Annotated in this window: 17 protein-coding genes; 9 read left to right on the forward strand and 8 right to left on the reverse strand. The window is 70.1% G+C overall.

Annotated features, from left to right (window positions below; all coding sequences use genetic code 11):
* Window positions 1–91: 91 nt before the first annotated feature.
* The 3 genes from ABZ794_RS21025 (at window position 92) to ABZ794_RS21035 (ending at window position 11289) form a co-directional block, all read left to right on the forward strand.
* Window positions 92–3814: a LamG domain-containing protein gene (locus ABZ794_RS21025; protein WP_210786688.1), complete on the forward strand. Its 3723-nt coding sequence runs from the start codon at window positions 92–94 to the stop codon at window positions 3812–3814.
* 108 nt (window positions 3815–3922) lie between these two features.
* Entirely contained in the window at window positions 3923–10855 is a 6933-nt protein-coding gene (locus ABZ794_RS21030; RefSeq protein WP_210786686.1) for a polymorphic toxin-type HINT domain-containing protein, read from the forward strand.
* Window positions 10856–10875: 20 nt separating this feature from the next.
* Window positions 10876–11289 carry a hypothetical protein gene (locus tag ABZ794_RS21035; protein WP_210786684.1) on the forward strand — a complete coding sequence of 138 codons (414 nt, stop codon included), beginning with the start codon at window positions 10876–10878 and terminating at the stop codon, window positions 11287–11289.
* Window positions 11290–11526: 237 nt separating this feature from the next.
* On the opposite strand, the gene ABZ794_RS21040 is transcribed toward ABZ794_RS21035, so the two are convergent.
* From ABZ794_RS21040 to ABZ794_RS21065, 6 genes are all read right to left on the reverse strand, one after another.
* Complete coding sequence (locus ABZ794_RS21040; RefSeq protein WP_210786682.1) at window positions 11527–12384, reverse strand: universal stress protein; 858 nt, start codon at window positions 12382–12384, stop codon at window positions 11527–11529.
* 11 nt (window positions 12385–12395) lie between these two features.
* On the reverse strand, window positions 12396–14789 hold the full coding sequence (locus ABZ794_RS21045; RefSeq protein ID WP_210786696.1) for a phosphoketolase family protein: 2394 nt from the start codon (window positions 14787–14789) through the stop codon (window positions 12396–12398).
* A gap of 66 nt (window positions 14790–14855) precedes the next feature.
* Complete coding sequence (locus ABZ794_RS21050) at window positions 14856–15716, reverse strand: universal stress protein (protein ID WP_210786680.1); 861 nt, start codon at window positions 15714–15716, stop codon at window positions 14856–14858.
* 103 nt (window positions 15717–15819) lie between these two features.
* The gene (locus tag ABZ794_RS21055) at window positions 15820–17583 is read right to left on the reverse strand and encodes an FtsX-like permease family protein (protein ID WP_238690951.1); all 1764 of its coding nucleotides are present in this window, start codon (window positions 17581–17583) and stop codon (window positions 15820–15822) included.
* A gap of 1 nt (window position 17584) precedes the next feature.
* On the reverse strand, window positions 17585–18313 hold the full coding sequence (locus ABZ794_RS21060) for an ABC transporter ATP-binding protein (RefSeq protein ID WP_238690952.1): 729 nt from the start codon (window positions 18311–18313) through the stop codon (window positions 17585–17587).
* Window positions 18310–18849 carry a PadR family transcriptional regulator gene (locus ABZ794_RS21065; protein ID WP_238690953.1) on the reverse strand — a complete coding sequence of 180 codons (540 nt, stop codon included), beginning with the start codon at window positions 18847–18849 and terminating at the stop codon, window positions 18310–18312. Before ABZ794_RS21065 ends, ABZ794_RS21060 begins: the two co-directional genes overlap by 4 nt.
* A gap of 145 nt (window positions 18850–18994) precedes the next feature.
* Here ABZ794_RS21065 and ABZ794_RS21070 point away from each other — a divergent pair, with 145 nt between their 5' ends.
* The 6 genes from ABZ794_RS21070 to ABZ794_RS21095 all read left to right on the forward strand — a co-directional run bounded on the left by ABZ794_RS21070 (window position 18995) and on the right by ABZ794_RS21095 (window position 24282).
* Complete coding sequence (locus ABZ794_RS21070; RefSeq protein ID WP_030336062.1) at window positions 18995–19231, forward strand: HTH domain-containing protein; 237 nt, start codon at window positions 18995–18997, stop codon at window positions 19229–19231.
* The gene (locus ABZ794_RS21075) at window positions 19231–19809 is read left to right on the forward strand and encodes a Clp protease N-terminal domain-containing protein (protein ID WP_210786666.1); all 579 of its coding nucleotides are present in this window, start codon (window positions 19231–19233) and stop codon (window positions 19807–19809) included. Before ABZ794_RS21070 ends, ABZ794_RS21075 begins: the two co-directional genes overlap by 1 nt.
* 93 nt (window positions 19810–19902) lie before the next feature.
* The gene (locus ABZ794_RS21080; protein WP_307850685.1) at window positions 19903–20907 is read left to right on the forward strand and encodes a diacylglycerol kinase family protein; all 1005 of its coding nucleotides are present in this window, start codon (window positions 19903–19905) and stop codon (window positions 20905–20907) included.
* The gene (locus ABZ794_RS21085) at window positions 20900–21901 is read left to right on the forward strand and encodes a YihY/virulence factor BrkB family protein (RefSeq protein WP_210786664.1); all 1002 of its coding nucleotides are present in this window, start codon (window positions 20900–20902) and stop codon (window positions 21899–21901) included. The genes ABZ794_RS21080 and ABZ794_RS21085 overlap by 8 nt, the downstream gene beginning before the upstream one ends.
* Window positions 21902–21970: 69 nt before the next feature.
* A complete protein-coding gene (locus ABZ794_RS21090) occupies window positions 21971–23461 on the forward strand; it encodes a phosphatase PAP2 family protein (protein WP_210786662.1) in 1491 nt (496 codons plus the stop codon).
* Window positions 23462–23472: 11 nt separating this feature from the next.
* A complete protein-coding gene (locus tag ABZ794_RS21095) occupies window positions 23473–24282 on the forward strand; it encodes an endonuclease/exonuclease/phosphatase family protein (RefSeq protein WP_210786660.1) in 810 nt (269 codons plus the stop codon).
* Window positions 24283–24419: 137 nt separating this feature from the next.
* Here ABZ794_RS21095 and ABZ794_RS21100 read toward each other — a convergent pair whose 3' ends face one another.
* Both ABZ794_RS21100 and ABZ794_RS21105 read right to left on the reverse strand, forming a co-directional pair.
* Window positions 24420–25295, reverse strand: a complete 876-nt coding sequence (locus tag ABZ794_RS21100; protein WP_307850684.1) for an alpha/beta fold hydrolase — start codon at window positions 25293–25295, stop codon at window positions 24420–24422.
* The gene (locus ABZ794_RS21105) at window positions 25292–26254 is read right to left on the reverse strand and encodes a TIGR03557 family F420-dependent LLM class oxidoreductase (RefSeq protein ID WP_210786659.1); all 963 of its coding nucleotides are present in this window, start codon (window positions 26252–26254) and stop codon (window positions 25292–25294) included. Before ABZ794_RS21105 ends, ABZ794_RS21100 begins: the two co-directional genes overlap by 4 nt.
* Window positions 26255–26332 lie beyond the last annotated feature (78 nt).

Below are 26332 nucleotides of genomic sequence, written 5' to 3' on the forward strand. Positions count from 1 at the left end.
TTGCCATAACGCATGGTCAACGGCATAGACAAACATGTGCGGCATCCCTACAGTTCGGCCGACTAGTTCTCATTGCCACGGGGGATTTTTGATGACTGCTAGCCGCTGGCTGCTGCCTGCGTTCCTTTCCAGACAATCTCGACCGGTTGTTGGTGCCGTGGTCGCGCTGCTCGGCGCGTCGAGCCTCGCGGTGCCAGCGCAGGCGGCACCGCCCGCCGCGGCACAGCCGCCCACCCGGGTCTCCGAGGCGGCCGACGCGGGGTCCGCCGCGGTTGCGGCGCGCCGCTCGGGCCAGCGGGTGGAGGTGGCGTCGGCCCGAACCGAGCTGACCCAGGTCTTCGCGAATCCGTCGGGTGACTTCACCGCCGAAATGGCGGTACAGCCGCAGCGTGTGCACCGACCCAACGGCTCCTGGGCTGACGTGGACCTCACGCTCATCGAGGATTCGGGTGGCTGGCGGCCCGCCGCGTCGGTCGCGGACGTGCGCTTCTCCGCCGGAGGAGCCGCCCCGGCGGTGATCCTGTCCCGGCAGGGCAGGTCGTTCTCCCTGTCGTGGCCCGGCGGCCTTCCGCGCCCGTCGGTGTCCGGCGACGCCGCGACCTACGTGGAGGTGCTGCCGGGCACGGACCTCGTGCTGCGCGCCACCCGGACGGGCTTCACGCACGTCTTCGTGGTCAAGACCCCCGAGGCGGCAGCGGATCCGCGCCTGCGCGAACTCCGCTTCGACCTGGGTGGAGACGCGCGGGTGGTACGAGGGCGCGACGGCAACCTGTCCGCCATGGCGGACGGCGAGGTCCTCGCCGCCGCGGAGAACGCCGTCATGTGGGACTCCCGTTCCGCTACCGGGCCGGCGGGCAGCCGCTCGGCGCAGACCTCGGCGGCGGATTCGGGCTCCGGTGGTGGGCCGTCGTCAGCGGCGGCGCCCGGTGACGCGGCACGGACCGCCGCCGTCGCTGTCGAGGTCGCCGACGGGGACCTGCTGCTGCGTCCGGACACCACGTTGCTCGCACCGGGGAACGCCACCTTCCCGGTCTACATCGACCCCGCCTGGTCCACCGGCAAGTCACGCTGGGCGTACTCGACGAACAACAACAGCAACAACACCGACACCTCGGTCGCCCGGGTGGGCAGAGACCCGGATTCGGGAAAACTGTACCGGTCCTACTTCGACTTCCCGTTGACCACTGTCCGGGGTAAGCACATCGAGTCGGCGTACGTGCAGATGAAGCTGGACCACTCCTGGTCCTGCGGCAACACCCCGACCTACCTCTACCACTCGGGGGTCATCGCCTCGACGCCGCGCACGAAGTGGGCACCGAAGTTGATCGGCCTGAAGTCCTCGGCCAGTTCGCACGCCAACGAGGGCTCCGGGTGTTCCGACTCCCCGCAACCCGACATGACCGTCAACTTCACCGGGTCCGCGGTGACCAGCGTGATCCAGTCGTCCGCGACGAGCAGCGCCACAAACATCACCTTCGGTTTCTGCGCCTGTAGCGCCACCGACGGCTCGGGTGAGAGCACCACCGACCGGTACAAGAAGTTCTTTCCTGGCAACGCCAAGCTGGTGGTCGACTTCGACTCGATCCCCGGCAAGCCGAACAACCTGCAGATCGCGGGTGTGGCCTGCCCGGCCAACACGACGCTCGTCATCGGCACGCTGAAGCCGACCTTCTCCGCGATCTTCCCGGACGCCGACGGCACGCAGGCGCTGACGACGGGGTACGAGTGGGTCCAGGTGCCCGCCAACGGTCTGATCGACGCCTCGACGCCCCGCCGGGCCGCTCCCGCCGGGGCGTCGGTCCCCGCCGGAGGGCGCTCGACCACGGCCGCGGTGACGGCCGGGGAGGGCGTCAAGTACGCGTTCCGTGCCAAGGCCACCGACCCCGCGCCGTACAGCCAGACCAGCGTCTGGTCCGACTGGTGCACCTTCCTGGCGGACACCAAGGTCCCACCGGTGACCGCCGTGCTGAGCGGCGGATCGACGGTGCCGGGCAGCACGGCCAACTTCACGATCCGGTCCACCGACCTCACGGTGACGAAGGTCGCGTACGGCTGGGCCAGCCCGGCCACCACGCAGCTCGCGGCGACCAGCGGCCTTGTGAACGTGCCACCGAACGCCCCGATCCGCGTGATGCAGGCGGTCGTCTCGCTCGTGGTGCCGAAGTACGGTTTGAACACCCTCTACGTCTCGGCCACCGACGGTGCCGGCAACGTCGGGCATGGCTCGCTGGAGTTCACCGCCGCGCGTGCGGCGCCGGCTGTCGCCCGCTGGGGTCTGGAGACGTACCCCGGCGTCACGGCGGCGAACGCGCTCGACGACATGCAGCAGTCCCCGCCGTCGGGCCGCACCCCGTTGTCCTCGGGGAGCGTCTCGTGGACGGGGGACCTACGGATGATCCGTGGCGAGACCGCCTCGTTCAACGGCACCTCGTCGGCCCTGGCGACGGCCGGACCGGTGCTGGACACCACCAGGTCGTTCAGCGTGGCGGGTTGGGTGCGACTGGGGGCGCTGCCGACCACGAGCGACATGGTCGTCGCCGCGCAGGCGGGCACCAGCACCACGGGGTTCCAGTTGGGGACCCGACTGGAGGGCTCCCCGGCGACGCCCCGCTGGTCGTTCATGATGAAGGACACCGACCTGACCACCAGCACCAGCCGACCCGCTGTCAGTACCGCCCTGACCGCCGCGGACGTCGGTCGGTGGACGCACCTCGCCGGCGTCTATGACAAGACCGCCGGAAAGGTCCGGCTGTACGTCAACGGCACGCTCACCGGCGAGGTGGACCGGACCGCGACGGCCTGGAGCGCGGGCGGCATCTTCACCGTCGGCCGCGGGTGGGCGGGCTCTCCGATCAACTGGTTCAAGGGCAACCTGGCCGACGTGCAGGTCTATGACCGGGTGCTGGTCGCGCACGACTTCATCGGTCAGCTCGCCGAGGACCCGGATTCCGGTGGCTTCGACGAGCCCGGGATGCTCGCGGCGATCAAGGTGGGTGACTGGAGCTTCGCCAACGGCATGGCCTGCTACGAGGAGTCGTCCGACCCCACGCTGTGCAGCGCGCCGGAGGACGGCCAGTTCGGCCGCCGACTGGCGCTGACCCAGGGCGTCGACTTCGGCTCGCTGTCCGATGACAAGTTCCTGGCGCTGGACCGGCAGGGCATCGAGGATCCCGCCCAGCAGACCGTGGAGTACGGGCGCTCACAGGACAATCTCGCCGAGCCGCAGAACCCGGTCTGGCAGGACGGCCGCGTGCTGCGGACCGATCAGTCCTTCAGCGTGTCGGTCTGGGTGCGACCCGACGCGGAGGCGTTGGGCACGATGACCGCCGTCAGCCAGGCCGGCAGTCAACAGTCGGCCTTCTACCTCGGCCAGCGGGCCTTCACGGTGGGCAGCACGACCGAATACCGGTGGTGTCTCAGCGTCTTCGGTGTCGACGACGACGTCATCTCGGGCCAGACCGTCGAGGTCCCGATGTCGTCGCGGGTCATAACGGAGGACGACCGGGCCAGGTGGACGCATCTGGTCGCCGTCTACGACGCGTCCCGGCGCGAGGTCCGGCTCTACGTCAACGGAAAGCAGGAGGGCATCAAGGGCTACGGCAGCGGCGCCTTCACCGGTGCCTTCAACGCGACCGGTCCGCTCGTCGTCGGTGCGGCCCGCTTCACCCCGGTGGGCGGGACGCCGCGGTGGGGCGACCTCTGGCAGGGCGACATCGACAAGCTCGGCCTCTATCAGGGGGCGCTGACCGACGTGGCGGTCAAGACGCTCTTCGACGCGGAGTCACCGGAGTCGGTGGAAGCACCCGAGGACTGACGCTCTCGTACCCCTCAGCTACCCGCAGCACGACACCTCGTGAGTGGAGGCATGGTGACTCGCTACCCCAAAAAACTGGCCAAAGTGACATATAAGCCGCATAATCGGATGCACGCGATCGTGGCAGGGATCCTCAGTGGGGCGCTCGTCGTCACCGGGCTGTCGGTCCCGGCGCAGGCCGCGCCGACCAGCCCCAAGCCCCAGACCGGTCAACGGGAGAAGCTCGACAAGGACGGCGCCACGGCCGACGGTCAGGCATGGCCCACCCGGCAGGTGCCGAGCGCGAAGCCGGCCGCGCCGGTGTGGCCGAAGCCGGGCAAGGCCACGGTGACGCTCCCGGCGGAGGCCCCGACTGGGCAGCGCCGGTCTGCGCCGGCGGCGGTACGGGTCGGTGCGCTGCCGCTGTCGGTCACCCGGGCGGCCGGTGCGGCGGGTGCCCGGACCTCTGCGGTCTCGGTCGAGCTGCTCAACCGGGCGACGGTGCCGGCGCGGTGGCGCGACGGGTTGATGCTGCGGGTCGACGAGGCCGGTCAGGGCTCGGCGACCACCTCGTCCGCAGCCCTCGGTCAGCCGGGTGCGGCCACCGTCTCGGTGGACTACCGGAGCTTCCGGGACGCCTTCGGCGGCGACTGGGCATCCCGGTTGCGGCTGTTCCAGGTGCCGGAGTGTGGACTGCGCACCCCGGAGCGGGCCGACTGTGCCGCCACGCCGTTGGTGTCCCACAACGACGGTGGCTCGGTCAGCGCCGAGGTGCCGGTCACCGCCGGCGCCTCGACGGCGCGTTCCACCGGGGCGGCGTCCACACTGGTCGCGCTCGCCGCGGGCAGTTCGGGTCCGGAGGGTGACTTCTCCGCCACGCCGATGGCGGCCAGCGCCACCTGGTCGGCGGGCACGTCGACCGGTGGTTTCTCCTGGTCGTACCCGATGCGGATGCCGCCGGCGATCGGCGGCCCGGCACCCAGCCTCGGCCTCTCCTACACCTCCGACGCCGTCGACGGACAGTCCGACGCGTCAAACAGTCAGCCGTCCTGGGCCGGCGAGGGCTTCAGCCTCTGGTCCGGCTACATCGAGCGCAGCTACGTGCCGTGCGCCGACGACATGAGCGGCGGAAACAACAGCACCAACCGTACCGGCGACCAGTGCTGGCGGTCGGACAACGCCACCATGTCGCTGAACGGCCGGGGCGGGGAGCTGATCTTCGAAACCGGCAAGGGCTGGCACAGCCGCAACGAGGACGGCTCGAAGATCGAGAAGAAGCTCAGTGCCGCCAACGGCGATGACGACGGCGAACACTGGAAGGTGACGACGCCCGACGGCATGCAGTACTTCTTCGGCCTCAACAGCCTGCCGGGGCAGAGCACCACGACGAACTCCGCGTGGAACGTCCCCGTCGCCGGCAACCACACCAACGAGCCGTGCAACGCGGGCACGTTCGCCTCGTCGTTCTGCAACCAGACCTGGCGGTGGAACCTCGACTACGTCGTCGACCCCCGTGGCAACACGCTGTCGTACTGGTACGAGAAAGAGGACAACTACTACGCCAAGAACGCCACGTCCACCAACAAGGCGCTCTACACCCGGGGCGGTTCGCTGCGGCGGATCGACTACGGCACCTGGGACCGTGGCAGCACCGATCGCTCGGTCCAGCCGCTGGCCCAGGTCGTCCTCGACATCGCGAACCGCTGCACCGTCGACTGCACGAACCGGGGCAACTGGAAGGACGTTCCCTGGGACCAGGAGTGCACGGCGGCGGCGGCGGACTGCAAGGAGAACTACGGCCCGACGTTCTGGACCACCAAGCGGCTGTCGGCGGTCACCACGAAGGTCTGGGACACCACCAAGACGCCCGACGACTGGCAGCCGGTCGACTCCTGGACGTTGGGCCACACCTACCCTTCGGTCGGTGACGGCAGCGACCACGCCGGGATGTGGCTGGACTCGTTGGTGCACAAGGGCCTGGTCGGGGGCACGGAGGTCATGCCGCCGGTGACCTTCGAGCCGATCTCGAAGCGGAACCGGGTGTTGAGCAAGAACAACACCAGCAACAACCGGATGCGGATCGGCAACATCATCACCGAGACCGGTGGGAAGATCCAGGTCACGTACAGCCAGGAGGACTGCAAGAGCAGCAGCCTGCCGTCCTCCCCGGAGAACAACACCCGCCTCTGCTACCCGGTGGTCGGACCGGACCCGTACGAACCGGGTAAGGAACTCACCGAGTACTGGCACAAGTACGTCGTCACACAGGTCTCCGAGTCCGACATCATGGTCAAGGTCGGCGGCACCGACCACGGCCAGCCGGTGCAGAACACGTACTACGACTACATCGGCAACCCGGCCTGGCACTACGCCGACGACAACGGCCTGGTCAAGCCGAAACGCAAGACGTGGAACCAGTTCCGCGGCTACGGCCAGGTGCAGGTACGCAAGGGCGACGCTCCGGCGCAGACCCTGACCGAGACGACCTTCCTGCGGGGCATGCACGGTGACCGGCTGAACGCGAACGGTGACACCCGCACCGTCACGGTGGGCGCCTCGCTCGGCGGTGAGACGGTGTACGACGAGGACCAGTTCGCCGGCATGGTCCGCGAGCAGGTCGTCTACAACGGCACCAAGACCAAGCCGGTCAGCAAGACGGTCAATGTGCCGTGGCGTTCGGATGCGACAGCGACCCGCACCATCAACAAGGACACGGTCACCGCCCGGTACGTCAACACGGCGATCACCTACAACGCCGTGGCGCTCGGAGTCAACGGCGCCTCCGGCTGGCGGACGTCACGCAGCGTGTCGAATTTCGACGGCACCTACGGCAGCACGAAGACGATCCAGTCCGACGGTGACGTGGCCAAGACCGGCGACGAGACGTGCACCACCTATCTCTACAACCGCAACACCGGTGCCAACCTGATCCAGACGGTCAAGCAGATCACCGTCAAGGCGGTGCCCTGCGCCACCGCGCCGGCCAGCCAGGACGACATCGTCGCCGACGAGCGCAAGTTCTACGACGGCGCGACGAGCGTCGACACCCCACCGAGCCGGGGTGAGGTCACCCGGATCGACCGGCTCCAGGACTGGTCGGTCGGCGGTGGCACCGTCTGGCAGACCCTGAGCCAGGCCACCTTCGACGTGTACGGGCGGCCGAAGACCGCCACCGACGCGCGTGGCCGTACGGTGACGACGGCGTACACCCCTGCGACCGGTGGGCCGGTCATGACGGTGACCACCAAGACCCCGGATCCGAACGGCGGCAGCGTCGACTGGGTCAACACCATCGAGACGCGGCCCTACTGGGGTCAGCCGATCCAGACCAAGGACTACAACGGTCGGCTCACCGACATGGAGTACGACCCGATGGGTCGCCTCGCCAAGGGCTGGGCGGTCGGCTGGCCGCGCACCGCCCACCCGACCAGCCCGTCGGTCGACTACACCTACTCGTACGCGCCCAACCGGGACGCCTACCCGTACACCAGAAGTCGGGTGCTCAACGCCGGCGGCGGCTACCTGACCTCGTACGACATCAAGGACGCCTTCCTGCGGCCCCGCCAGACACAGATTGCCGGGGTCGGCGGCGACCGGGTGGTCACCGACACGCTCTACGACGCGACCGGTCGGGCCGTGACCACCTACCAGGCGCATGCCGAGCCGGGCGCGCCCGCCGGCGCGCTCTGGTGGGAGCCGGAGTGGTCGGTGCCGGCCGTGTCGAAGGCCGTCTACGACAACGCCTCCCGCACGACCGACCAGGTGTTCTTCGGAACCGACGGGATCACCAACCTCGTCGAGAAGTGGCGCACCAGGACCGAGTACCTCGGCGATTCCACAGTGGTGACCCCGCCGGAGGGCGGCACCGTCACCACCACCAAGACCGACGTGCAGGGCCGGACGATCGAACTGCGGCAGCGGGCCGACAAGACCCAGGTCAAGCCGGACATCGTCACGACCTACACCTACAACCGCAAGAACCAGCTCACCCTCGTCCGGGACACCGGCGGAAACGAGTGGGTGAACGCGTACGACATCAAGGGTCGCCAGATCAGCGCGAAGGACCCGGACAAGGGCACCACCACCATGTCGTACACCCAGTACGACCAGGTGGAGAGGACCACCGACGCCGCCAACAACGTCCTGGTGAACGATTACGACGCCATGGGGCGGCGCAAGGGCCTCTACGCCGGCAGCGTCGCGGCCGGCAACAAGCTGGCCGAGTGGAAGTACGACAAGCTCTACAGCGGCAAGACGGTCCGCGGTCAACTGACCGAGAGCATCCGGTACGAGTCCGCAGGATCGGCCAACGCCTACAAGTGGCAGGTGAGCGACTTCACCGACCGCTACCAGCCGGACGGCGCGAACTACGTCATCCCCACCAACGAGGCTCAGAACCTCGCGGGCACCTGGTCCTACGCCTACGGATACTCCCCGTACAACGGCAGCCCGACGTCGATCACCTATCCCGGTGGCGGCGGTCTGACCACCGAGAAGGTGGAGACGAAGTACGACTCGACGACGGGTCTGCCCACGGAGCTGGCAACCAACCTGATCAACGTGGGCCGTTACGTGATCGGCCAGCAGTACACCCAGTACGGCGAGCCGACCCTCACCACCCGCAAGACCGACGGCGGCGTGTACGTCGAGGACAACACCTACTACGACCTGACCACCCGGCGCGTCGACCGGATGACGGTCAAGCCGGAGACCGGCGCCGGCACGGTGGTGGACGCCAACTACAAGCGTGACGCCATCGGAAACATCCTCTGGATCAAGGACACCCCGCAGGTCGGTACGGCGGACACCCAGTGCTTCCGCTACGACGACCTGCGTCGGATGACCAACGCCTGGACGCCCAAGACGGGTGTCGACTGCGCGGCGGATCCGAGCGTGCCCAACCTGGGCGGGCCGGCACCGTACTGGCACGAGTGGACCCTCGACGCGGTCGGCAACCGCAGCACGGAGAAGGTGCACACCGCGGCGGGCGACACCAAGCGCGACTACACGACGCCGACCAGCGGCAAGGACGTCGTACGGCCGCACGCCGTCACCTCGGTCGCCACGGAGGCGCCCGGCCAACCCGCCGTCACGACCCAGTACGCCTACGACAACGTCGGCAACATGACCTGCCGACCGGCGGCCACCACAGCGAACAACTGCGCGACGGCGGCGAACTCGCAGACCCTCACGTGGAACGCCGAGGGCAAGCTCGCCACGGTGAAGGTCGGCGGTCAGACCGTCGAGACCAACATCTACGACGCCGACGGCGCGCGCCTGATCCGGCGTGACGCCACCGGCAGCACGCTCTACCTGCCGGGCCAGGAGATCCGGCGGGACAACAACTCCGTCATCACCGGCACCCGCTACTACAGCTTCGCCGGCAAGATGGTCGCCAACCGTACGCCGAGCGCGCTGACCTGGCTCTACTCCGACCACCAGGGCACCCAGCAGACCGGCATCAACGCGGCGTCGCAGGCGGTCACCGTACGCCGCCAGACCCCGTACGGCGATCCTCGCGGCAGCCAGCCGCAGTGGACCAACAACAAGGGCTTCGTCGGAGGCGACAAGGACCCGACCGGCCTGACCAACATCGGAGCCAGGCAGTACGACACCGGTCTGGGGCGGTTCATCTCGGTCGACCCGGTGCAGGACCTGGCCGATCCGCAGCAGTGGAACGCCTATGCCTACAGCAACAACAGCCCGATCACGTTCTCCGACCCGAGCGGCCTCCGGTCCTGCTCGGACGACGCCTGCGGCCCGGGCGCCGACTACGAGGACATGTACGGCAATTACGTCGAGGTCGCGGGCGACAACGACGGTTGCGGCGGCAGTTGCGGCGACGACGACTGGGCAGAGGCGCACGCCGCGCATGATGCTGGTGGCGGCAACGGCGGCGGTGGCGACAAGGGCGGCAGGGGCGGCGGCAAGAACGGCGGCCCGACCAACGAGGAGATCAAGCGGGCCAAGGAAGTCAAGAAGCAGAACGCCATCTCGATCATCATCCAGGCCGGCGGAAAGCTTCTGCTCGACTTCTTCGGCATCAACGACATCCTGGACTGCATCCACGGCGATCTGATGGCCTGCGCCTTCTCACTCGCCGGAATGCTGCCGGCGACCAAGGCCCTCCAGTTCCTCCGCAAGGCCAAGCCGATGGCCAACACGATCGCCAGGGCCGGCAAGGCCCTGTTGAAATGGTCCGAGGACACGAAATGGGCCGACAACGTCCTGAAGGCAGCCGAGAGTTGCCTGGTCAAACGACACAGCTTCGCGCCGGGAACGAAGGTGGTGCTGGCCAGCGGTGGTTACGAAGCCATCGAGAAGTTGCAAGAAGGCGACCTGGTCCTGGCCACCGACCCGGAGACCGGCGAGACCGCGGCTCGTGAGGTCACCCGCACCCACCGCAACGAGGATGCGGACCTGACGGACCTGACGGTCGTGGCGGCCGGCGCCGAGCCTTCCGTCATCAAGACCACGCAGCACCACCCGTTCTGGAGCGAGGACCGGAAGGACTGGATCGATGCCGCGGATGTGCAGGTCGGCGAGTCGCTGCGGGCCCTGGATGGCAAGGCGGTAACCGTCCAGGCCGTCCGGTCGTATGCCGGCCTGAAGTCGATGCACGACCTCACGGTCGCGGACATCCACACGTACTATGTGGTGGCGGGCAAAACGCCGGTCCTGGTTCACAACTGCGGTGACGGCTTCACGCCCGCACCGTCGATGGCGGATCGACCATATGGCCCGGTCGATGCCAGGATCCCACTCGGCGACGATGGGCTTCCAATAGGTGGTCATATGTCCGGAACGGGTCGGCCCCCGTGGACCGGCGGGGAGCCGAATTCCGTTTACACCCGTACGGGCGGAGATGGAACCCCAGTGCAGAACACGATCTACAATGGGGATGGCGATGCATTTGGGCACTATGATTTCAAGGACCATGGAACAGGCGGTCCGCATGGCCACATCATTGACCCGCCCGGCACTCCCGGTGGTGGGCATGGTGCGGGTGCTCCGCATATTCCAGGTCCGGACCTTCCGCCCGGGTGGAATCTGAGGCCATGAGCTCACAGGAGGGTATTTAGGTGTCTGCGCGGCTCGAACAACGCGATGTCCAGTCATTCCTGGAGCGGTTTATTCGCTTCGAGGATGGCGTTATCACTGGAGTTCGCCTGCACCTACCTCGTGTTCCGATCGGTGATCGCACCGCTTCCGTTGAAATTCAGGCGATGGACGCAAGCGCTAACGAATGGCGACTCGTCCGCTTGATCGTCAAGGGAGTCAGTGAGTACCAGTTCGTTTCGAGCGCCAAGTACTCGTACACAGTTTTGTCGGATGGGTTGAATCTTGACTGTTCTTCCGGGCGATGCGTGGTTGACCTCGATCCCGGACCGGACGAATGGTTGCCGCAGAACATCGCGCAGGGAGGGGAATACTCGAAGCAATACCTGGTCGGTCTCTACTGTGAATACGATGTTCTTGACGGACCGTTAATCTAGTCGAAATTGATCTTGTTAATAAGGTTGTTCGGGAGCGTTTGTCGGCCCGATGACAGTGGGAGCGGCAGATGTCGAATAGGCGTTTGCCGCTCCCGTGTATGAACGCTTGGCTCGGCGAATAGCCGCAGAAGCCTGACCGCGAGGCCGATCTCGGGATTGGCTATCTTGAGCGATGAGGATTTCGGCCCGAGTTCGCGCCAGCACCAGGCGCCGCACGCTCATGGCCTGAGGCTCCGGTCAGCGTTCTCGGACGACCGCGACCGGGCAGTGGGAGTGCTGGATCACCTGTTGGCTGACCGAGCCGAGCAGCATCCCCGCGAGGCCGCCCCGGCCGCGGCTGCCGACCACCACCAGCCGCGCGTCCCGGCTCGCCTCGATCAGCATCGCGGCCGGGCTTGTCGACTCCAGGTCGACGGTCACCGCCAGCTCGGGGAATGTTCGCCGCCACGGCTCCAGCGCCTGTTCCACGGCGGCCCGCTCGGCGGGCACCCCGGCCGCCCCGCCGGGGCCCGGTGTCCAGGCGTGCAGGACGCGCAGCGGCAGCTGCCGCTGCGCCGCCCGTTCGGCCGCGAAGCCGAGCGCCACCAGCGAAGGCTGCGAACCGTCCACCCCGACCGCCACCGGGCGGCCCGACGTGTCGGTAGCGGCGCTGTCGGCCCCGTCCCGGACCACCACGACCGGGCAGTGGGCGTGTGCCGCGACCGAGACCGCCGTCGACCCGGCCAGCAGGCCGCCGAAGCCGCCGTGACCCCGGCTGCCCAGCACCAGCATCCCGGCCTCCGCCGAGCGTTCCTGCAACACCAGCGCGGGCGGCCCGTCGTACACCTCGCCGGTGATGGTCAGCCCAGGGTTTGCCGCGGTGGCGTCCGCCGCGGCCCTGCGGACCAGGTCCTCGACCTGCCGGCGGGCGGTGTCGTCCGGCCACACGCCGGGGGCCACGCCCGGGCCGACCCAACTGGCCACGGTCAGCCATTCGAAGACGTACGCCAGCCGCACCGGCTGGCCGCTGTGCCGCGCCTCCTCCACTGCCCAGTTCAGGGCTACCGAGGCGTCGGTGGAGCCGTCGTAGCCGACCAGGATCTCCGCGTCGCGCACGTCGTCCTCCTTCAGGGGGTGGTCGGGTCGGTTTCGCGGACCCAGCGCCATTCGGCGACCTGGGGGTCGTCCTCGCCGTACTGGCGGGTGTAGTCGCGGGCCGCCTGTCGGGCGTCGACCATCCGTTGGCGCAGGTGCGCGGCGCTGGCGGCCAGCCCGGGCACCCGGTCGATGACGTCGATGACCAGGTGGAAGCGGTCCAGGTCGTTGAGCATCACCATGTCGAACGGAGTGGTGGTGGTGCCCTCCTCCTTGTAACCGCGCACGTGCAGGTTCTCGTGGTTGGTGCGGCGGTAGGTGAGTCGGTGGATCAGCCACGGATAGCCGTGGTACGCGAAGATGACCGGCCGGTCCTGGGTGAAGATGGTGTCGAACTCGTTGTCGGTCAGGCCGTGTGGATGCTCGGTGTCCGGCTGGAGTCGCATCAGGTCGACCACGTTGACCAGGCGCACCTTCAACGTCGGCAGGTTCTGGCGCAGCAGCTCGACGGCGGCCAACGTCTCCAGGGTGGGCACGTCTCCGCAGCAGGCGAGCACCACGTCTGGTTCGGTGTCGCCGTCGTTGCTGGCCCACTCCCAGATGCCCAGGCCACGCCGGGTGTGCTGGATCGCCTCGGTCATCGTCAGCCAGTTCGGGGCGGCCTGCTTACCGGCCACCACCACGTTGATGTAGTGCCGGCTGCGCAGGCAGTGGTCCATCGTGGCGAGCAGGGTGTTGGCGTCCGGCGGCAGATAGACCCGCACCACCTCGGCCTTCTTGTTGACGACGTGGTCGATGAAGCCCGGGTCCTGGTGGGAGAAGCCGTTGTGGTCCTGCCGCCAGACGTGGCTGGACAGCAGGTAGTTCAGCGAGGCGATCGGCTGCCGCCAGGGGATGGCCCGGGTCACCTTCAGCCACTTGGCGTGCTGGTTGAGCATCGAGTCGACGATGTGGATGAACGCCTCGTAGCTGGTGAACACGCCGTGCCGGCCGGTCAGCAGGTAGCCCTCCAGCCAGCCCTGGCACAGGTGCTCGGAGAGCACCTCCATGACCCGCCCGTCCGGGGAGAGGTGGTCGTCGCCGGGCACTGTGGCGGCCACCCAGGCCCGGTCGGTCACCTCGAACGCCGCACCCAGTCGGTTGGACGCGACCTCGTCCGGGCCGAACAGCCGGAACGTCTCCGGGTTGGCGCTGATGACATCGCGGATCCAGGGGCCGAGCACCCCTGTCGCGCCGGCGATCGGCGTACCCGGTTCGGGTACCTCCACGCCGTAGTCGCGGAAGTCCGGCAGGGTCAGGTCGCGCAGCACCACGCCGCCGTTGGTGACCGGGTTGGCGCTCATCCGTCGGTCACCGCGCGGCGGCAGCGTCAGCAGTTCCTCCACCGGCGCGCCGGTCGCGTCGAACAGCTCCTCCGGCCGGTAGCTGCGCAGCCAGCGCTCCAGCTCGGCCCGGTGCGCCGGCTTGTCGCGTACGCTCGACAGCGGCACCTGGTGGGCGCGGTAGGTGCCCTCCACCTGGGTGCCGTCGACCTCACGCGGGCCGGTCCAGCCCTTCGGCGTGCGCAGAATGATCATCGGCCAGCGGGGGCGTTCGACGACGCCTCCGGAGCGGGCCCGCCGTTGGATCTCGGCGATCTCGCTCAGCACACGGTCCAGCGTCGCGGCGAGGGTCCGGTGCACCCGGGCGGGCTCGTCACCGGCCACCACGTACGGCTGGTAGCCGGATCCGCGCATGAGGTCGAGCAGGTCGCTCTCGGGGATCCGGGACAGCACTGTCGGGTTGGCGATCTTGTAGCCGTTGAGGTGCAGGATGGGCAGCACCGCGCCGTCGCGCGCCGGGTTGAGGAACACGTCGGAGAGCCAACTGCCGGCCAGCGGCCCGGTCTCCGCCTCGCCGTCGCCGATCACGCAGGCCACCAGCAGGTCCGGGTGGTCGAACGCGGCGCCGTAGGCGTGGCTCAACGCGTACCCGAGCTCGCCGCCCTCGTGGATCGAACCCGGCACGTCCGCCGCGACATGGCTGGGGATGCCGCCCGGGAAGGAGAACTGGCGGAAGAGTCGGGACATCCCGGCCTCGTCGCGGGCCACGTCGTGGTAGCGCTCCGACCAGGTGCCCTCCAGCCAGGTGTTGGCCACGATGGCCGGCCCGCCGTGACCGGGGCCGGTGACCAGCATGGCGTTGAGGTCGCGCGCCACGATCACCCGGTTGAGGTGGGCGTAGATCAGGTTGAGGCCGGGGCTGGTGCCCCAGTGCCCGAGCAGTCGGGGTTTGATGTCGTCGGGGGTCAGCGGCTCGCGCAGCAGCGGATTGTCCAGCAGGTAGATCTGCCCGACGGTGAGGTAGTTCGCGGCGCGCCAGTAGGCGTCCAGCCGGCGCAGCTCGTCGTCGGTGAGGGCGCGGTGCACGTCGAGAGCGGTCTCCATCATGCTGCCTCTCGCGGGTAGGAGTGGGCGTCCGGTGTCCAGCCTGGCCGCTGCGGACGCCCCGGGTCAGGGCCGTTGGTCTCGCGCCGGGTGGGCGTCGGGCCCGGTCAGCGGCGCCTCGGCCAGGCCGCGGACCACTACCACCGGGGCCGGGGAGTGGTAGAGCAGGGACTGGGCGACCGCGCCCAGCATGGCCCGCCCCGGTTCGTCGCCGCGGGCGGCGACCAGCGCCACCTGCGTGTTGCGGGAGGTGTCGATCAGCACCTCGGCGGGGTCGCCGCGTACCACGCGACACTCGGTCGGCACTGTGCTGTCGCGGCCGGTGTGCCGGGCCAGTGCCTCGGTGAGCTGCTCGGCGACCGCGTCGGTGTCCTCGTCGTACTCGACCACCCGCAGCGCCAGCAGTCGAGCGCCCCGGCGGGCCGCACACTGCACGGCCCACTGGAGGGCGAGGTGGGAGCTGGGCGAGCCGTCGACGCCCACCAGCACCGGGCCCTGCGGCGGTGGCTCACGTCGGACCACCAACAGGGGGCAGCCGGCGCGTGCGGCCAACTGCACGGCGGTCGTCTCGGCCGGAACGCACTGGCCGCTGCCCGCCATGCCGCTGTCGCCGACGGCCAGCAGGAAGGTGCCCTCCGAGCGGCGGATGAGGGTGGGCAGCATGGCGCTCTCGACGATCTCCCCGCGTACGGTCAGCCCCGGCTCGGTCTGGTGGGCGAGCTGGGCGGCGCGGGTGATCAGCTCTTCGGCCTGGTCGCGGGGTGCGGCGACGGTGTCCGCGGCGAAGGCCGCGCGCCAGTCGAAGGTGTGCAGCAGATGCAGCGGCCGGCCGTGTCCGGCGGCCTCCTGCGCGGCCTGTTCGACGACCGGGAGGTCGAGTTCCGACCCGAGGCCGACCAGCACCGCTGCGTCGGCGGGTGCGGCCATCCGATATCACCTCCCGGGCGTCGCGCCCGGCACGACCAAGCTGTCCCTGACCGAGGGTAGTCGGATGAGCGTGGCGGCGGGCGGGATCGGATGGCTCGGCCGGTCAGGTCGGTGCGGACCTGAGTGTGTCCACAACCGGACGCCGTGCGGCAACCATCGCGGGGATGGCGGTGAGCGCGGCGATGGCGAGCAGGACTCCGAGCGCGGTGGCGAGCAGGGAGGAACCGGGTGGGTACTGGACTTCGCCGGTGCTGACCAACGTAACGAGCCCGACGCCGGCCGGGATCCCCACTGCGACGCCGGGTATGGCTGGAAGCAGTTGCGCTACCGCCAGCCCCAGGCCTGCCTGCGCGGGCGTCGCACCGAGCGTCCGCGCGACGGCCAGTGGCTGCCGGGCGTCGAGGACCGCGCCCAAGGCGCTCACGACGGCGTTGATGAGCGCGAGAATGCACAGCACGACGGTGAGCACGAGCGTGGCCTGCTCGCCCCGTTCCACCCGGGGGTTGGCGAGTTCGGTGTAGCCGAGGTCGAAGTGCACCGCCTGGCTGTTGACCATGAAAACGCCGACGAGCGTGGTTGTGGTGATCAGGGCGTTCACGGTGACCAGCCGGGCGCGGCGCGGCCGGCGCGCGTTGATGCGTACCCCGATCAGCAGGGGGGTGGGCAGCCGCCGTGACAGCCAGATGCGCCACCGCCGACGCCGCGGTGGTGTTGCGGCGTCGGCGAGCGCGTGAACGGTGCTGGTGGTGGCGGCGCGCAACACCGGCACCAGAGTCGCCGCCACAGCGATCGCGAGGGCAAGGACCACGACGGCGACCACCATGCGTAGCGCAGGTGGCTGGGCGTTGACGGAGCCGATGAGCCCGGCGCTGGGGCGGATCAGCGCGGGTGCGGCGAACCAGCCCGCGGCCAAGCCCGCGGCGGCGGCCGCAAGCCCGATCACGAGGTACTCGGCGAGGTGGACGGCGGCGATCATGGCCGGGCCGGCGCCGACGGCCTTGAGCAGCCCCACCCGGCGACGTTGGCCGATGATCCGGCCCGCGACGATGCCGGCGACGCCGGCCAGCGCAAGGCCGTTGAGCAGCCAGCTGCCGACGAGCAGGGCGATCTGCGCGTCGCTGTACAGCCGACCGTTGAGGTAGCTGATCGCCTGCCAGGTGGTGAGCTGGTCGCCGATGGGGTATGTGCTGCTGGCCGCCGGGTCGGCGAGTTTGAGGTTGAGGGTGTACGACAGGGGCTGGCTGCCGGCGAGCGTGGCGATGTTGCTGTGGTCGACCCAGACCAGGCCGCCGCGCTCGACCAGGACGCTGCCGGGATAGTGCCACCCGGCGTACGGGTACGTCGCTCTCGCGGCGGTGACCGCGGTCCCGATCACGCGCAGCGGATGGCCGCCGATGTTGACCGTGTCGCCGATGCGGATGCCGAGGGCGTCGGCGAAGGCGCGCTCGACGACCACGCCGCCGGGGCGTACCCAGGTGCCGTCGGTCACGGCGGGCCGGTCGATCGATGCGGGTGCGGTGTCCCGGCCCGCCACGACGGTGTGCGCGGACTTGCCGTGGGCCGTCATCGTCAGGTAGGCGATCGGGAAGGGGCCGCTGTGATCGGTGACGCCGGCCCCGGTGCTAAGCGATGCGAGTTCGTCCAGTGCGGCCTGGCCGGTGGCCCGGGGTGTCACGATCACGTCCGGGCCGGCGGTGGCCGTCCGGGTCTGTTGGTACGGCCGGTCCGCGAGTTCGTTGAGGGTGAGGCCGACGGTCAGTGTGGCGGTGGCGGCGGTGATCGCGGTCAGAAGCAGGACGGTTTCGGTTCGGCGACGGCGCAGGTCGCGCATCAGTAGCCGGCAGACGAGCAGGAGGCGGCCGGCCATGTCAGCTCCGCCCGCCGTAGAGGGTGCCGGTGGCGGTGCTGGCAAGTCGGTTGTCGTCGACGAACGCGCCGTCACGCATGGCGATCACCCGGTCGGCGACCGCGGCGATGCGGGGGTCGTGGGTGACCACCACGAGGGTCTGTCCTGCGGTGCGTAGCTCCTCGAACAGCCGCAGCACGTCCAGGGTGGCGGCGCTGTCCAGGTTGCCGGTGGGTTCGTCGGCCAGCACGACCAGCGGCTCGTTGCTCAACGCGCGGGCGATGGCGACCCGCTGGCGCTGCCCACCGGACAGTGCCGAGGGCAGGTGCGTGGCGCGGTCGGCCAGCCCCACCCGGTCCAGCAGATACATCGCCCGCTTGCGGGCCCTGCCTGGTGAATGGCCGGCCAGCAGCGCGGCCAGCTCCACATTCTCGACCGCGGTGAGCTCGTCCATGAGGTGGAACGACTGGAAGACGAACCCGAGGCTGTCACGCCGCAGCCGGGCCAGGGCCCGTTCGCTCATCGTGTCGATCCGACGGTCGGCCAGCCACACCTCACCGCCGGTCGGGCGTTGCAGCCCGCCGAGCAGGTACAGCAGGGTGGACTTGCCGCAGCCGCTGGGCCCCATCACCGCCAGCGACTGCCCGGCCGGCACGTTCAGGTCGACCTCGTCGACCGCGCGGACCAGCGCGTGCTCGTCGCCGTAAAGCATGCTCAGGCCATGCGCCTGCAATACCGTCGACCCGGTCACGCCCCCGCCTTCCGTCCGGTCGGATCAAGTTCAGCCCATAGGCGTTCGCACGCCTCCAGCCATTCCAGGTCGGCCCGCAGCCGCAGCACGACACCCTCCAGCAGCAGCCCGGCAACCGGATCCACCGATCGCTCCAACGCGGCCCGTTGGGCGTCGCGCAGCCGGCGCAGCACCTCACGCCGCTGGGCGTCAACCAGGGCCACCGGATCGGCCAGCCGGGCTGTCGCGGCAGCGACCAGCTTGAGGTGAAACTCCGCGAGGTCCGGCTTCGGCCAGTTCACTTCGGCCAGCCAGGTGGCGACTCGCTGCTGCCCCTCCGGGGTCAGCGCGTACACCCGGCGTTCGGGCCGGTCCGGTAGGCCCTCGGCCCGCTGCGAGGTCACCAGCCCTGCCTTGCCGAGGCGGGTCAGCGTCACGTAGATCTGCCCGGCGTTCATCGCCTCGCCCAGCGGGCCCAGCGCGGCACGCAGCCGGCTGCGCAGCTGGTATCCGTGCGCCGGCTCCTTGGCCAGCATGGCCAGCACCACGTCCTGCACGGAGCACATCCTTCGTCTAGATCGTTAATGGATAACGGCTAGCTATAGCGCTGTCAAGTCGGTGGGTGGGGTGCGGCGGACGGAACAGGCAAGCGTTCGTCAACCAGGGTTGACACGAGACGCGCTGTCAACGTATGTTGACGGCATGAGTCAGGCGACAGAACTCGCGGCGGCAGCCGGCAGCACCGACCCCCGGGTCGGGCTGCGCGCCGTCCGCGCGCTACGCCGGCTGCTCGAGCGGCTCGAGGTGGTCCAGGTGGACAACGCCCGACGACAGGGTTGGTCCTGGCAGGAGATCGCCGACACGCTCGAGGTCAGCCGGCAGGCAGTGCACAAGAAGCACGCCGGGCGACCGGCGGTCAACTCATCCTGGGAGGCGTGATGTTCGAACGGTTCACCGACCGGGCGCGCGACGTGGTGCGGCGGGCGCTGGAGGAGGCACGGGTCGAGGGCCAGCGGCCGGTGGGCACCGAGCACCTGCTGCTCGCCCTGCTCGCCGACGAGGCCGGGCTGGCCAGCCGGGTGCTCGCCGACGCCGGGGTACGCGCCGACGACCTGCGCGAACGCGTCCGCCGGCACACCGCCAGCGGCGGCGCGGGCCTCGGCGACGCGGACGCCGCAGCGCTGCGGGAGATCGGCATCGACCTGGCCGCGATCGTGGCCCGCATCGAGCAGTCCTTCGGCCCGGACGCGCTACGGGAGGCGGTGCCGGCGCCACGCCGCCGCTGGGGGCGTAGGCGGTACCTCGGCGGCCCGTTCTCGCCCCGCTCGAAGAAGGTGCTGGAGCTGTCCCTGCGGGAGGCCCTGCGGCTGCGCCACCGGCACATCGGCACCGAGCACATCCTGCTCGGGGTGCTCCGGGAGGGCAACGGGCTGGGCGCGTTGGTGCTCACCGAGTCCGGTGTCGACCTCGACGATCTGCGCCGGCGGGTGGAGCTCGCACTGCGGGCGGCGGCCTGACGGGTGGGGCCGGGTTGAAACCTGTCTGTGGCACTTCCGACGTGCGCCGGTCGCCGGGTCGCTGAAGCCGTCCGGGTGCTGCACACTGGCGCCGTGGATGCTGGACAGGACAGGCGGCCCTCGGGCGGCGACGGCGGGTTGCGCTCCGCTGTGGTGGTCAACCCGGTCAAGGTCGACCATCTCGACGAGTTGCGCCGTACCGTCGACGACGCCCTGACCGCGGCCGGCTGGCCCGCGCCTCAGTGGTACGAGACGACAGTCGACGACCCGGGGCGTGGCCAGACCGAGCAGGCCGTCAAGGCCGGCGTCGACCTGGTCTTCGCCTGCGGGGGCGACGGCACAGTGATGTCCTGCGTCAGCGGGTTGGTCGGCACCGACGTGGCCCTCGCCGTGCTGCCGCAGGGCACCGGCAACCTGCTCGCCGCCAACCTGGGGCTCTCCACCGACCTCGCCGCCGGGTTGCAGGTCGCCGTCGAACGCGGCCGACGGCTGCTCGACGTCGGCGCCGTCGAGGACAGGTACTTCACAGTGATGGCCGGCATGGGCTTCGACGCCCAGATGCTCGAAGCCACAAACGAGACCACCAAGGCCCGCATCGGCTGGCCGGCGTACGTGATGGGTGCCGCCCGCCACCTACGGGACCGGCCGATGCGGGTGCAGATCCGCATCGACGACCGGCCTCCGCTACGCCGCCGGGCCCGTTCGGTCCTGATCGCCAACGTCGGCCGGCTGCAGGGCGGCGTGACCCTGTTGACCGAGGCCGAGCCGGACGACGGCTGGCTCGATGTCGCCGTGCTCACCCCGCGCAACCTGCGGCACTGGCTCGCGCTCGGCTGGGCGGTGGTCCGCCGCAGCGGCCAGGTGCCGCAGCTCGAGATCTTCCGGGGCCGGCGGGTGGTGGTCACCAGCAACCGGGCGCAACCTCGGGAGTTGGACGGCGACCTGATCTCCCCGGGCCGGCAGTTGCGGGCGGAGGTTCGGCCGCAGGCGCTCTGGCTCTGCGTCCCCCAGCCCGAGGACGCCCCCGACCTGGCCGTCGACGCGCAAGGTGCCGGGGAGCGGGGCGAGCAGCTGATCGAGGAAGCCCGCAGTGAGTAGTACCCGGATCGTGCCGGAGACCCGGCTGATGGCCGACGAGGAGCTGTCCGCCGACGACGCCTGGCACACACTGCGCGGACAGGGCGGTTGGCACCTGCTGCGGGACGCGTTCATCCGGTTCCGCTACGGCGACGGGTTCAGCCACTCCCGGGCCTTCGCGCTGCAACTCTGCCTCGCCGTGGTGCCGTTCCTGATCGCCCTCACCGGCCTGATCAGCGAGCTGGGCGTCGAGGAGGGCGGCCAGGTGGTCGCCGACACCGTCCTGGCGCTCACCCCGGGCCAGAGTTCGCAGATGGTCGGCGAGCTGCTCGGCGAGGGCGAGCGTGTCGAGGACGCCGGGGAGCTGGCGCTCACCCTCGGTCTGCTCACCGGCCTGTTCGCGCTCACCACCACGATGGCCCAGATCGAGCGGGGCGCCAACCGCATCTACGGCGTCGAGCGGGACCGCCCGGCGCTGCGCAAGTACCTGCGAGCCGCCGTGCTGGCCGTCACCGCCGGCCTGCCCGCGCTCGCCGGCTTCCTGATCCTGGTCGGCGGCGGCGCGATGGGCGACTCGGTCCGCGAACACTACGAGTGGGGCGAACTCGCCCACGGCATCTGGGACGTGATCCGCTTCCCGCTGAGTCTCGGGCTGACCGTGGTCGCCGTGGCCGTGCTGTTCCGACACGCGCCGCGCCGCAACCAGCCCGGCCTGTCCTGGCTGTTGTTCGGTGCCGGCATCGCCACGGCGCTGTGGTGGCTGGCCAGCCTGCTGCTCGCCGCGTACGTGCGGTTCAGTGACGGTTTCGGGCAGACCTACGGCGCCCTGACCGGCATGATGGCGCTGCTGCTCTGGGCCAACCTGACCGGGATGGCGCTCTTCGGCGGGCTGTCCTTCGCCGCCCAACTGGAGGCGCTGCGCATCGGTGCGCGCGAGCCCGCCCAACCGGATCTGTGGGAGCCCGACCCGGACCGCGCCGAGCTGTACGACACCGGGGACATGTCGGCGCTCTAGCAGCACCGGCGTGTACGACGGACGCGGATCGGGTAAAGCGCCTCGCCAGACACACAAGGGAGGTGCGGGGTGACCGCGGTCAAAGAGGTGGCGCACCGTCCGATCGGTCATTTCGCCGAACGGAGCATTGCCGGTCTGGTGGCCGTCACCGGTGCCGGGGTGGCCTTCGGGCTGCTGTTGTTGCTCGTCCGGGTGCAGTGGAGCCCGTTGCAGGATGTCGACCACGGGCTCGCCGAGTGGTTCAACGGGCTCGTCGCCCCGCACCACGCGCTGGTCACCGTCCTTCAGGCGGTGACGGACCTGGGCGGCCGACCGATCCTCATCTGGCTGGTCACCATCGCCGTGGTCGGGTTGCTGATCCGGCGGCAGCCCCGACTCGCCGTCTATCTGATCATCACGGGGGTCGGTGGCCTGATCCTGGACCCGTCACTGAAGACGCTTGTCGGCCGGCTCCGCCCGGTAGTGGACGTGCCGATCGCCAGCGCGCCCGGCAACAGCTTCCCGAGCGGGCACGCGCTCGGCTCGTTCGTCGCGTACGGAGCGCTGCTGCTGGTGTTCCTGCCGGCGATGGCGCCCCGCTGGCGCAAGCCGGCCATCGTCGGCGTCGGTGTGCTGGTGGCACTGGTCGGGCTGACCCGGATCGCGCTGGGCGTGCACTTCGTCTCCGACGTGCTGGCCGCCTGGCTGCTCGGGGCCGCCTGGCTGGGCGTCACCGCGTACGCCTTCCGACTGTGGCGGCGGGAGCGGGGGCGGCCGGTGCCGCCGCTGACCGAGGGCCTGGAGCCGGAGGCGGGGCACGACATCGCCCCCGCCCCGGCCGAGGAACACGTGCTGGCCCATCCCCGCTCGGCGGTGGCCGAGCTGCTGGTCGGCTGGGTGATCGTGTTCGGGGCGCTGTACGGCTTCGGCACGTACGTCAGCTACCACGCCAAGGGCACCTTCTTCGACACCCTCGACACGAAGGTGCCGCAGTGGTTCGCCGAGCGGCACACCGAGGTGCTGACCGACGTCAGCTGGTGGTGGAGCAAGTTCGGTGACACCCATGCCATCCTGCTGATCTCGCTGGTGTTCTGCCCGCTGGTGCTGGCGGTGTGGCGGCGCTGGCGCCCGGTGCTCTTCGTGGCGCTGGCGATGGTGGGGGAGTTGACCCTCTTCCTGGCGTCTGCCCGCGCGATCGACCGGCCACGTCCGCCGGTGGAGAACCTGGACGGGCAGATGCCCACCTCGTCGTTCCCGTCCGGGCACATCGCGGCCACGATCTGCGTCTGGCTGGCGATCACCCTCATCGTCTTCCCGCGTACCGACCGGTGGTGGCGTTGGATCTTCGTGGCGCTGGCAGTGCTCATGCCGGTCGGGGTGGCCACGTCCCGGATGTACCGGGGGATGCACCACCCGACCGACTTCATGGGCGCGATCCTGCTCTCCGCGCTCTGGATCGGCTTGCTCTACCTGGTGATCCGCCCCAACGAGGACCTGAAGGAAGGCAACCGGCCGGCCATCGAGTCGGAGGACGTGGACACCCTCGACGACGAGCTGGCGCGGGCCGGCCGAGCCGACTAGGCGCCGCCGTCGTGCTGCGGGTGATGACCTGGAACATCCGCACCGGCGGGCGGGATCGCGGCGGACTCGACCGGTTGGATCAGGTGGTCCAGGTCGTCGACGAGCAGGCGCCGGACGTGTTGGCCCTGCAGGAGTTGCGCGGCTTCGACCGGGACGGGCTGATGGCCAGCGTGGCGGGCCGGGTGGGAATGATTCCCCACCTGGCCCGGTCCTGCTTCGGGCAGCCGGTGGCGGTGCTGGTCCGGCCGCCGTACCGGGTCGTCGACGCGGGATCGGTGCGTCGTCCGTTCCACCACGCCGCCGCCCGCGTCGTGGTGGACACGTCCGCCGGCCCGTTCACAGTGCTGGGCACCCACCTCTACCCGTACTCCGGGGGTCGGCGGCGGATGGAGGTCGACTGGTTGGTCGCCGCGATGCGCCGTGACCAGGGGCCGCTGACGCTGGTCACCGGTGACCTCAACTCGCTCGACCCGACCGTCGACCACACCGCCCGCCTGGCCGGCATGCCCACCCTGTACCGGCGGCGGCACCTGCGTCGCTCCGGTGGCGCCGTGGACACCCGCGCGATCGGCCGGCTGCTCGCCGCCGGCCTTGTCGACCTGTGGCCGTCGGGCAATGTCGACGCACCGGAGGTCGCCGGTCACACCGTGCCCACCCGGCTCGGCGGGGCCGAGTTCGCCGGGATGCGGTTGGATTATCTGCTCGGCAGCCCGGCGGTGGCGCGACGCACGCACGACTGTCGGGTGATCCGCGACGGCGCGGCGGCCACCGCCTCCGACCACTATCCGCTGCTCGCCACGCTGGAGCTGTCTCCCGGCTGAGACGCGCGGGGCTCAGAGCACCAGATTCAGCAGGACGGTCAGCACCACCGAGGCCACGATCGAGAAGAGGATCATCAGGAGGCAGCCGAGGCCCCCGCCGAGCGGGCGGATCTCCGTGTTGCCGAAGCGCATGACGTTCACCTGTCCGTGAGTGCGGGATGAGGGGCGAGCAGGTGCCGGATCGCGTCCGCGACGGCAGTCGGGGCGGTCGTGACCACGTTGTGCGCGGCACCGGGAACGACCACCAGGGCCGCCTGCGGCACCAGCCGTGTCGCCTGGTCCCGCCACCGTCGCGGCACGACCGGGTCGCGGCCGCCGGTCACGACGACGGTCGGCGCGCTGACCCGGACGAGGTCCACCTCGATGGCGTTGCGGACCGAGTGCGACAGCGTGGCGAGGACCCGCCAGGGCCGGGCGTTCCAGACGTCCCGTACCAGGATCGGGGCCTGTAGCGGCGCCTCGCGCAGGCTGTCCACCAGCCAACGACCGAACTGGTCCCGTCGGGACCGGGCCGCCGGGTCGCTGGTCGGCCCGGCCAACACCAGCGCGCGTACCGCGTCGGGGCGGGTCGCGGCGACCGCGGCGGCCACCTCCGCGCCGAACGAGTGCCCGAGCAGGCAGACCGGCGGCAACCGGTACGCGGCCAGCCAGGCGGCCAGGTGGTCGGCGTGCCGGCGGACGTCGTACGCGCCCCGGGGGTGTTCGGTGAGCCCGAAGCCGGGCAGGTCCGGCACGTACACCTGATGGGTGGCGGCGAGCGCGCCGGCCAGCGGGGTGAGATACCGGTGCGAGACCGCCAGGCCGTGTACGAGCACCACTGGTGGCGCCCCGGTCCCCGGGTCGGCGCTGCGGCGGGTGTGGGTGTGTAGTCCGTCGACGACCCGCCACTCGCTGGTCAGCCCGCCGGCCGGCCGGGGCGCGGCCATGGCGAGCCGCAGCTCGGCCGGCCCGAACCGGCCGACGGCGCTGCTGCGGGTCGATCCGGGCGGCCGAGGTGCCGCACCTCGGTTCACAGCTCGCGCAGCCGGGGCAGCAGTTGCTCCTGCGCCCAGTCCAGGAACATCGGCTGCGTCTCCCCACCGACCTGGATGATCGCCACGTGCGTGAAGCCGGCGTCGACGAACTTGCGGAACGCCTCGACGTGCGCGTCCACCTCCGGACCGCAGGAGATGCCCTCGGCGACGTCCTCCTCGCGGACGAACTGGGTGGCGGCGGCGAAGGACTCCGGGCCGGGCAGGTCGGCGTTGACCTTCCAACCCATTCCGAACCAGCGGAACTGGTCGTGCACGATCTTGCGGCACTCCGCCTCGTCGGGGCCGTAGCAGATGGCCACCTGGCCGTAGCGCGGCTGGCCGGCGCCCCCGGCGTCGTCGTACATCTCGATGATGTGCCGGTCGGGTTCGGTGGAGATGAGGCCGTTGCCGTACTCGGCGGCCAGCGTCGCGGACTGTCGACCGGACGCGGCGATGGCCATCGGCACCGGCCGTTCCGGGCGGTCCCAGACGTACGCGTCGGGCACGTCGAAGTGGTTGCCGGAGAAGGTCAGCGTCTCCCCGTTGAGCAACGGGCGGATGATCTGCAACGCCTCCTCGAACATCTCGTGCCGCTGCTGGACGTGTGGCCAGCCGCCGACCACGTGCTCGTTCAGGTTCTCCCCGGCGCCCAGGCCGAGGGTGAAACGGCCGTCCGAGAGCGCCCCGATGGTGCTGGCCTTCTGCGCGACCACGGCCGGGTGGTAGCGGCGGATCGGGCAGGTCACGAACGACATCAGCTCCGCGCGGGAGGTGGCATGGGCGACCGCGCCGAGCACCGACCAGGCGTACGGGGAGTGGCCCTGGGAGTCCAGCCAGGGGTAGTAGTGGTCGGACATCACCAGTTGGTCGAAACCAGCCGCCTCGGCCCGTACGGCATGGTCCACCAGCTGCTTGGGCCCGGCCTGCTCGCTCATCAGGGTGTAGCCGACGCTGACCATCCTGGTATCCCCTCTCGCTGACGGATCGTTCCCGGGATACCCCGGTGCACGGCGGTCAACCCTCCCGTCCGGTTCGGC

The sequence above is a fragment of the Micromonospora sp. NPDC047187 genome (assembly GCF_040643355.1).
GTDB lineage: Bacteria > Actinomycetota > Actinomycetes > Mycobacteriales > Micromonosporaceae > Micromonospora > Micromonospora salmantinae.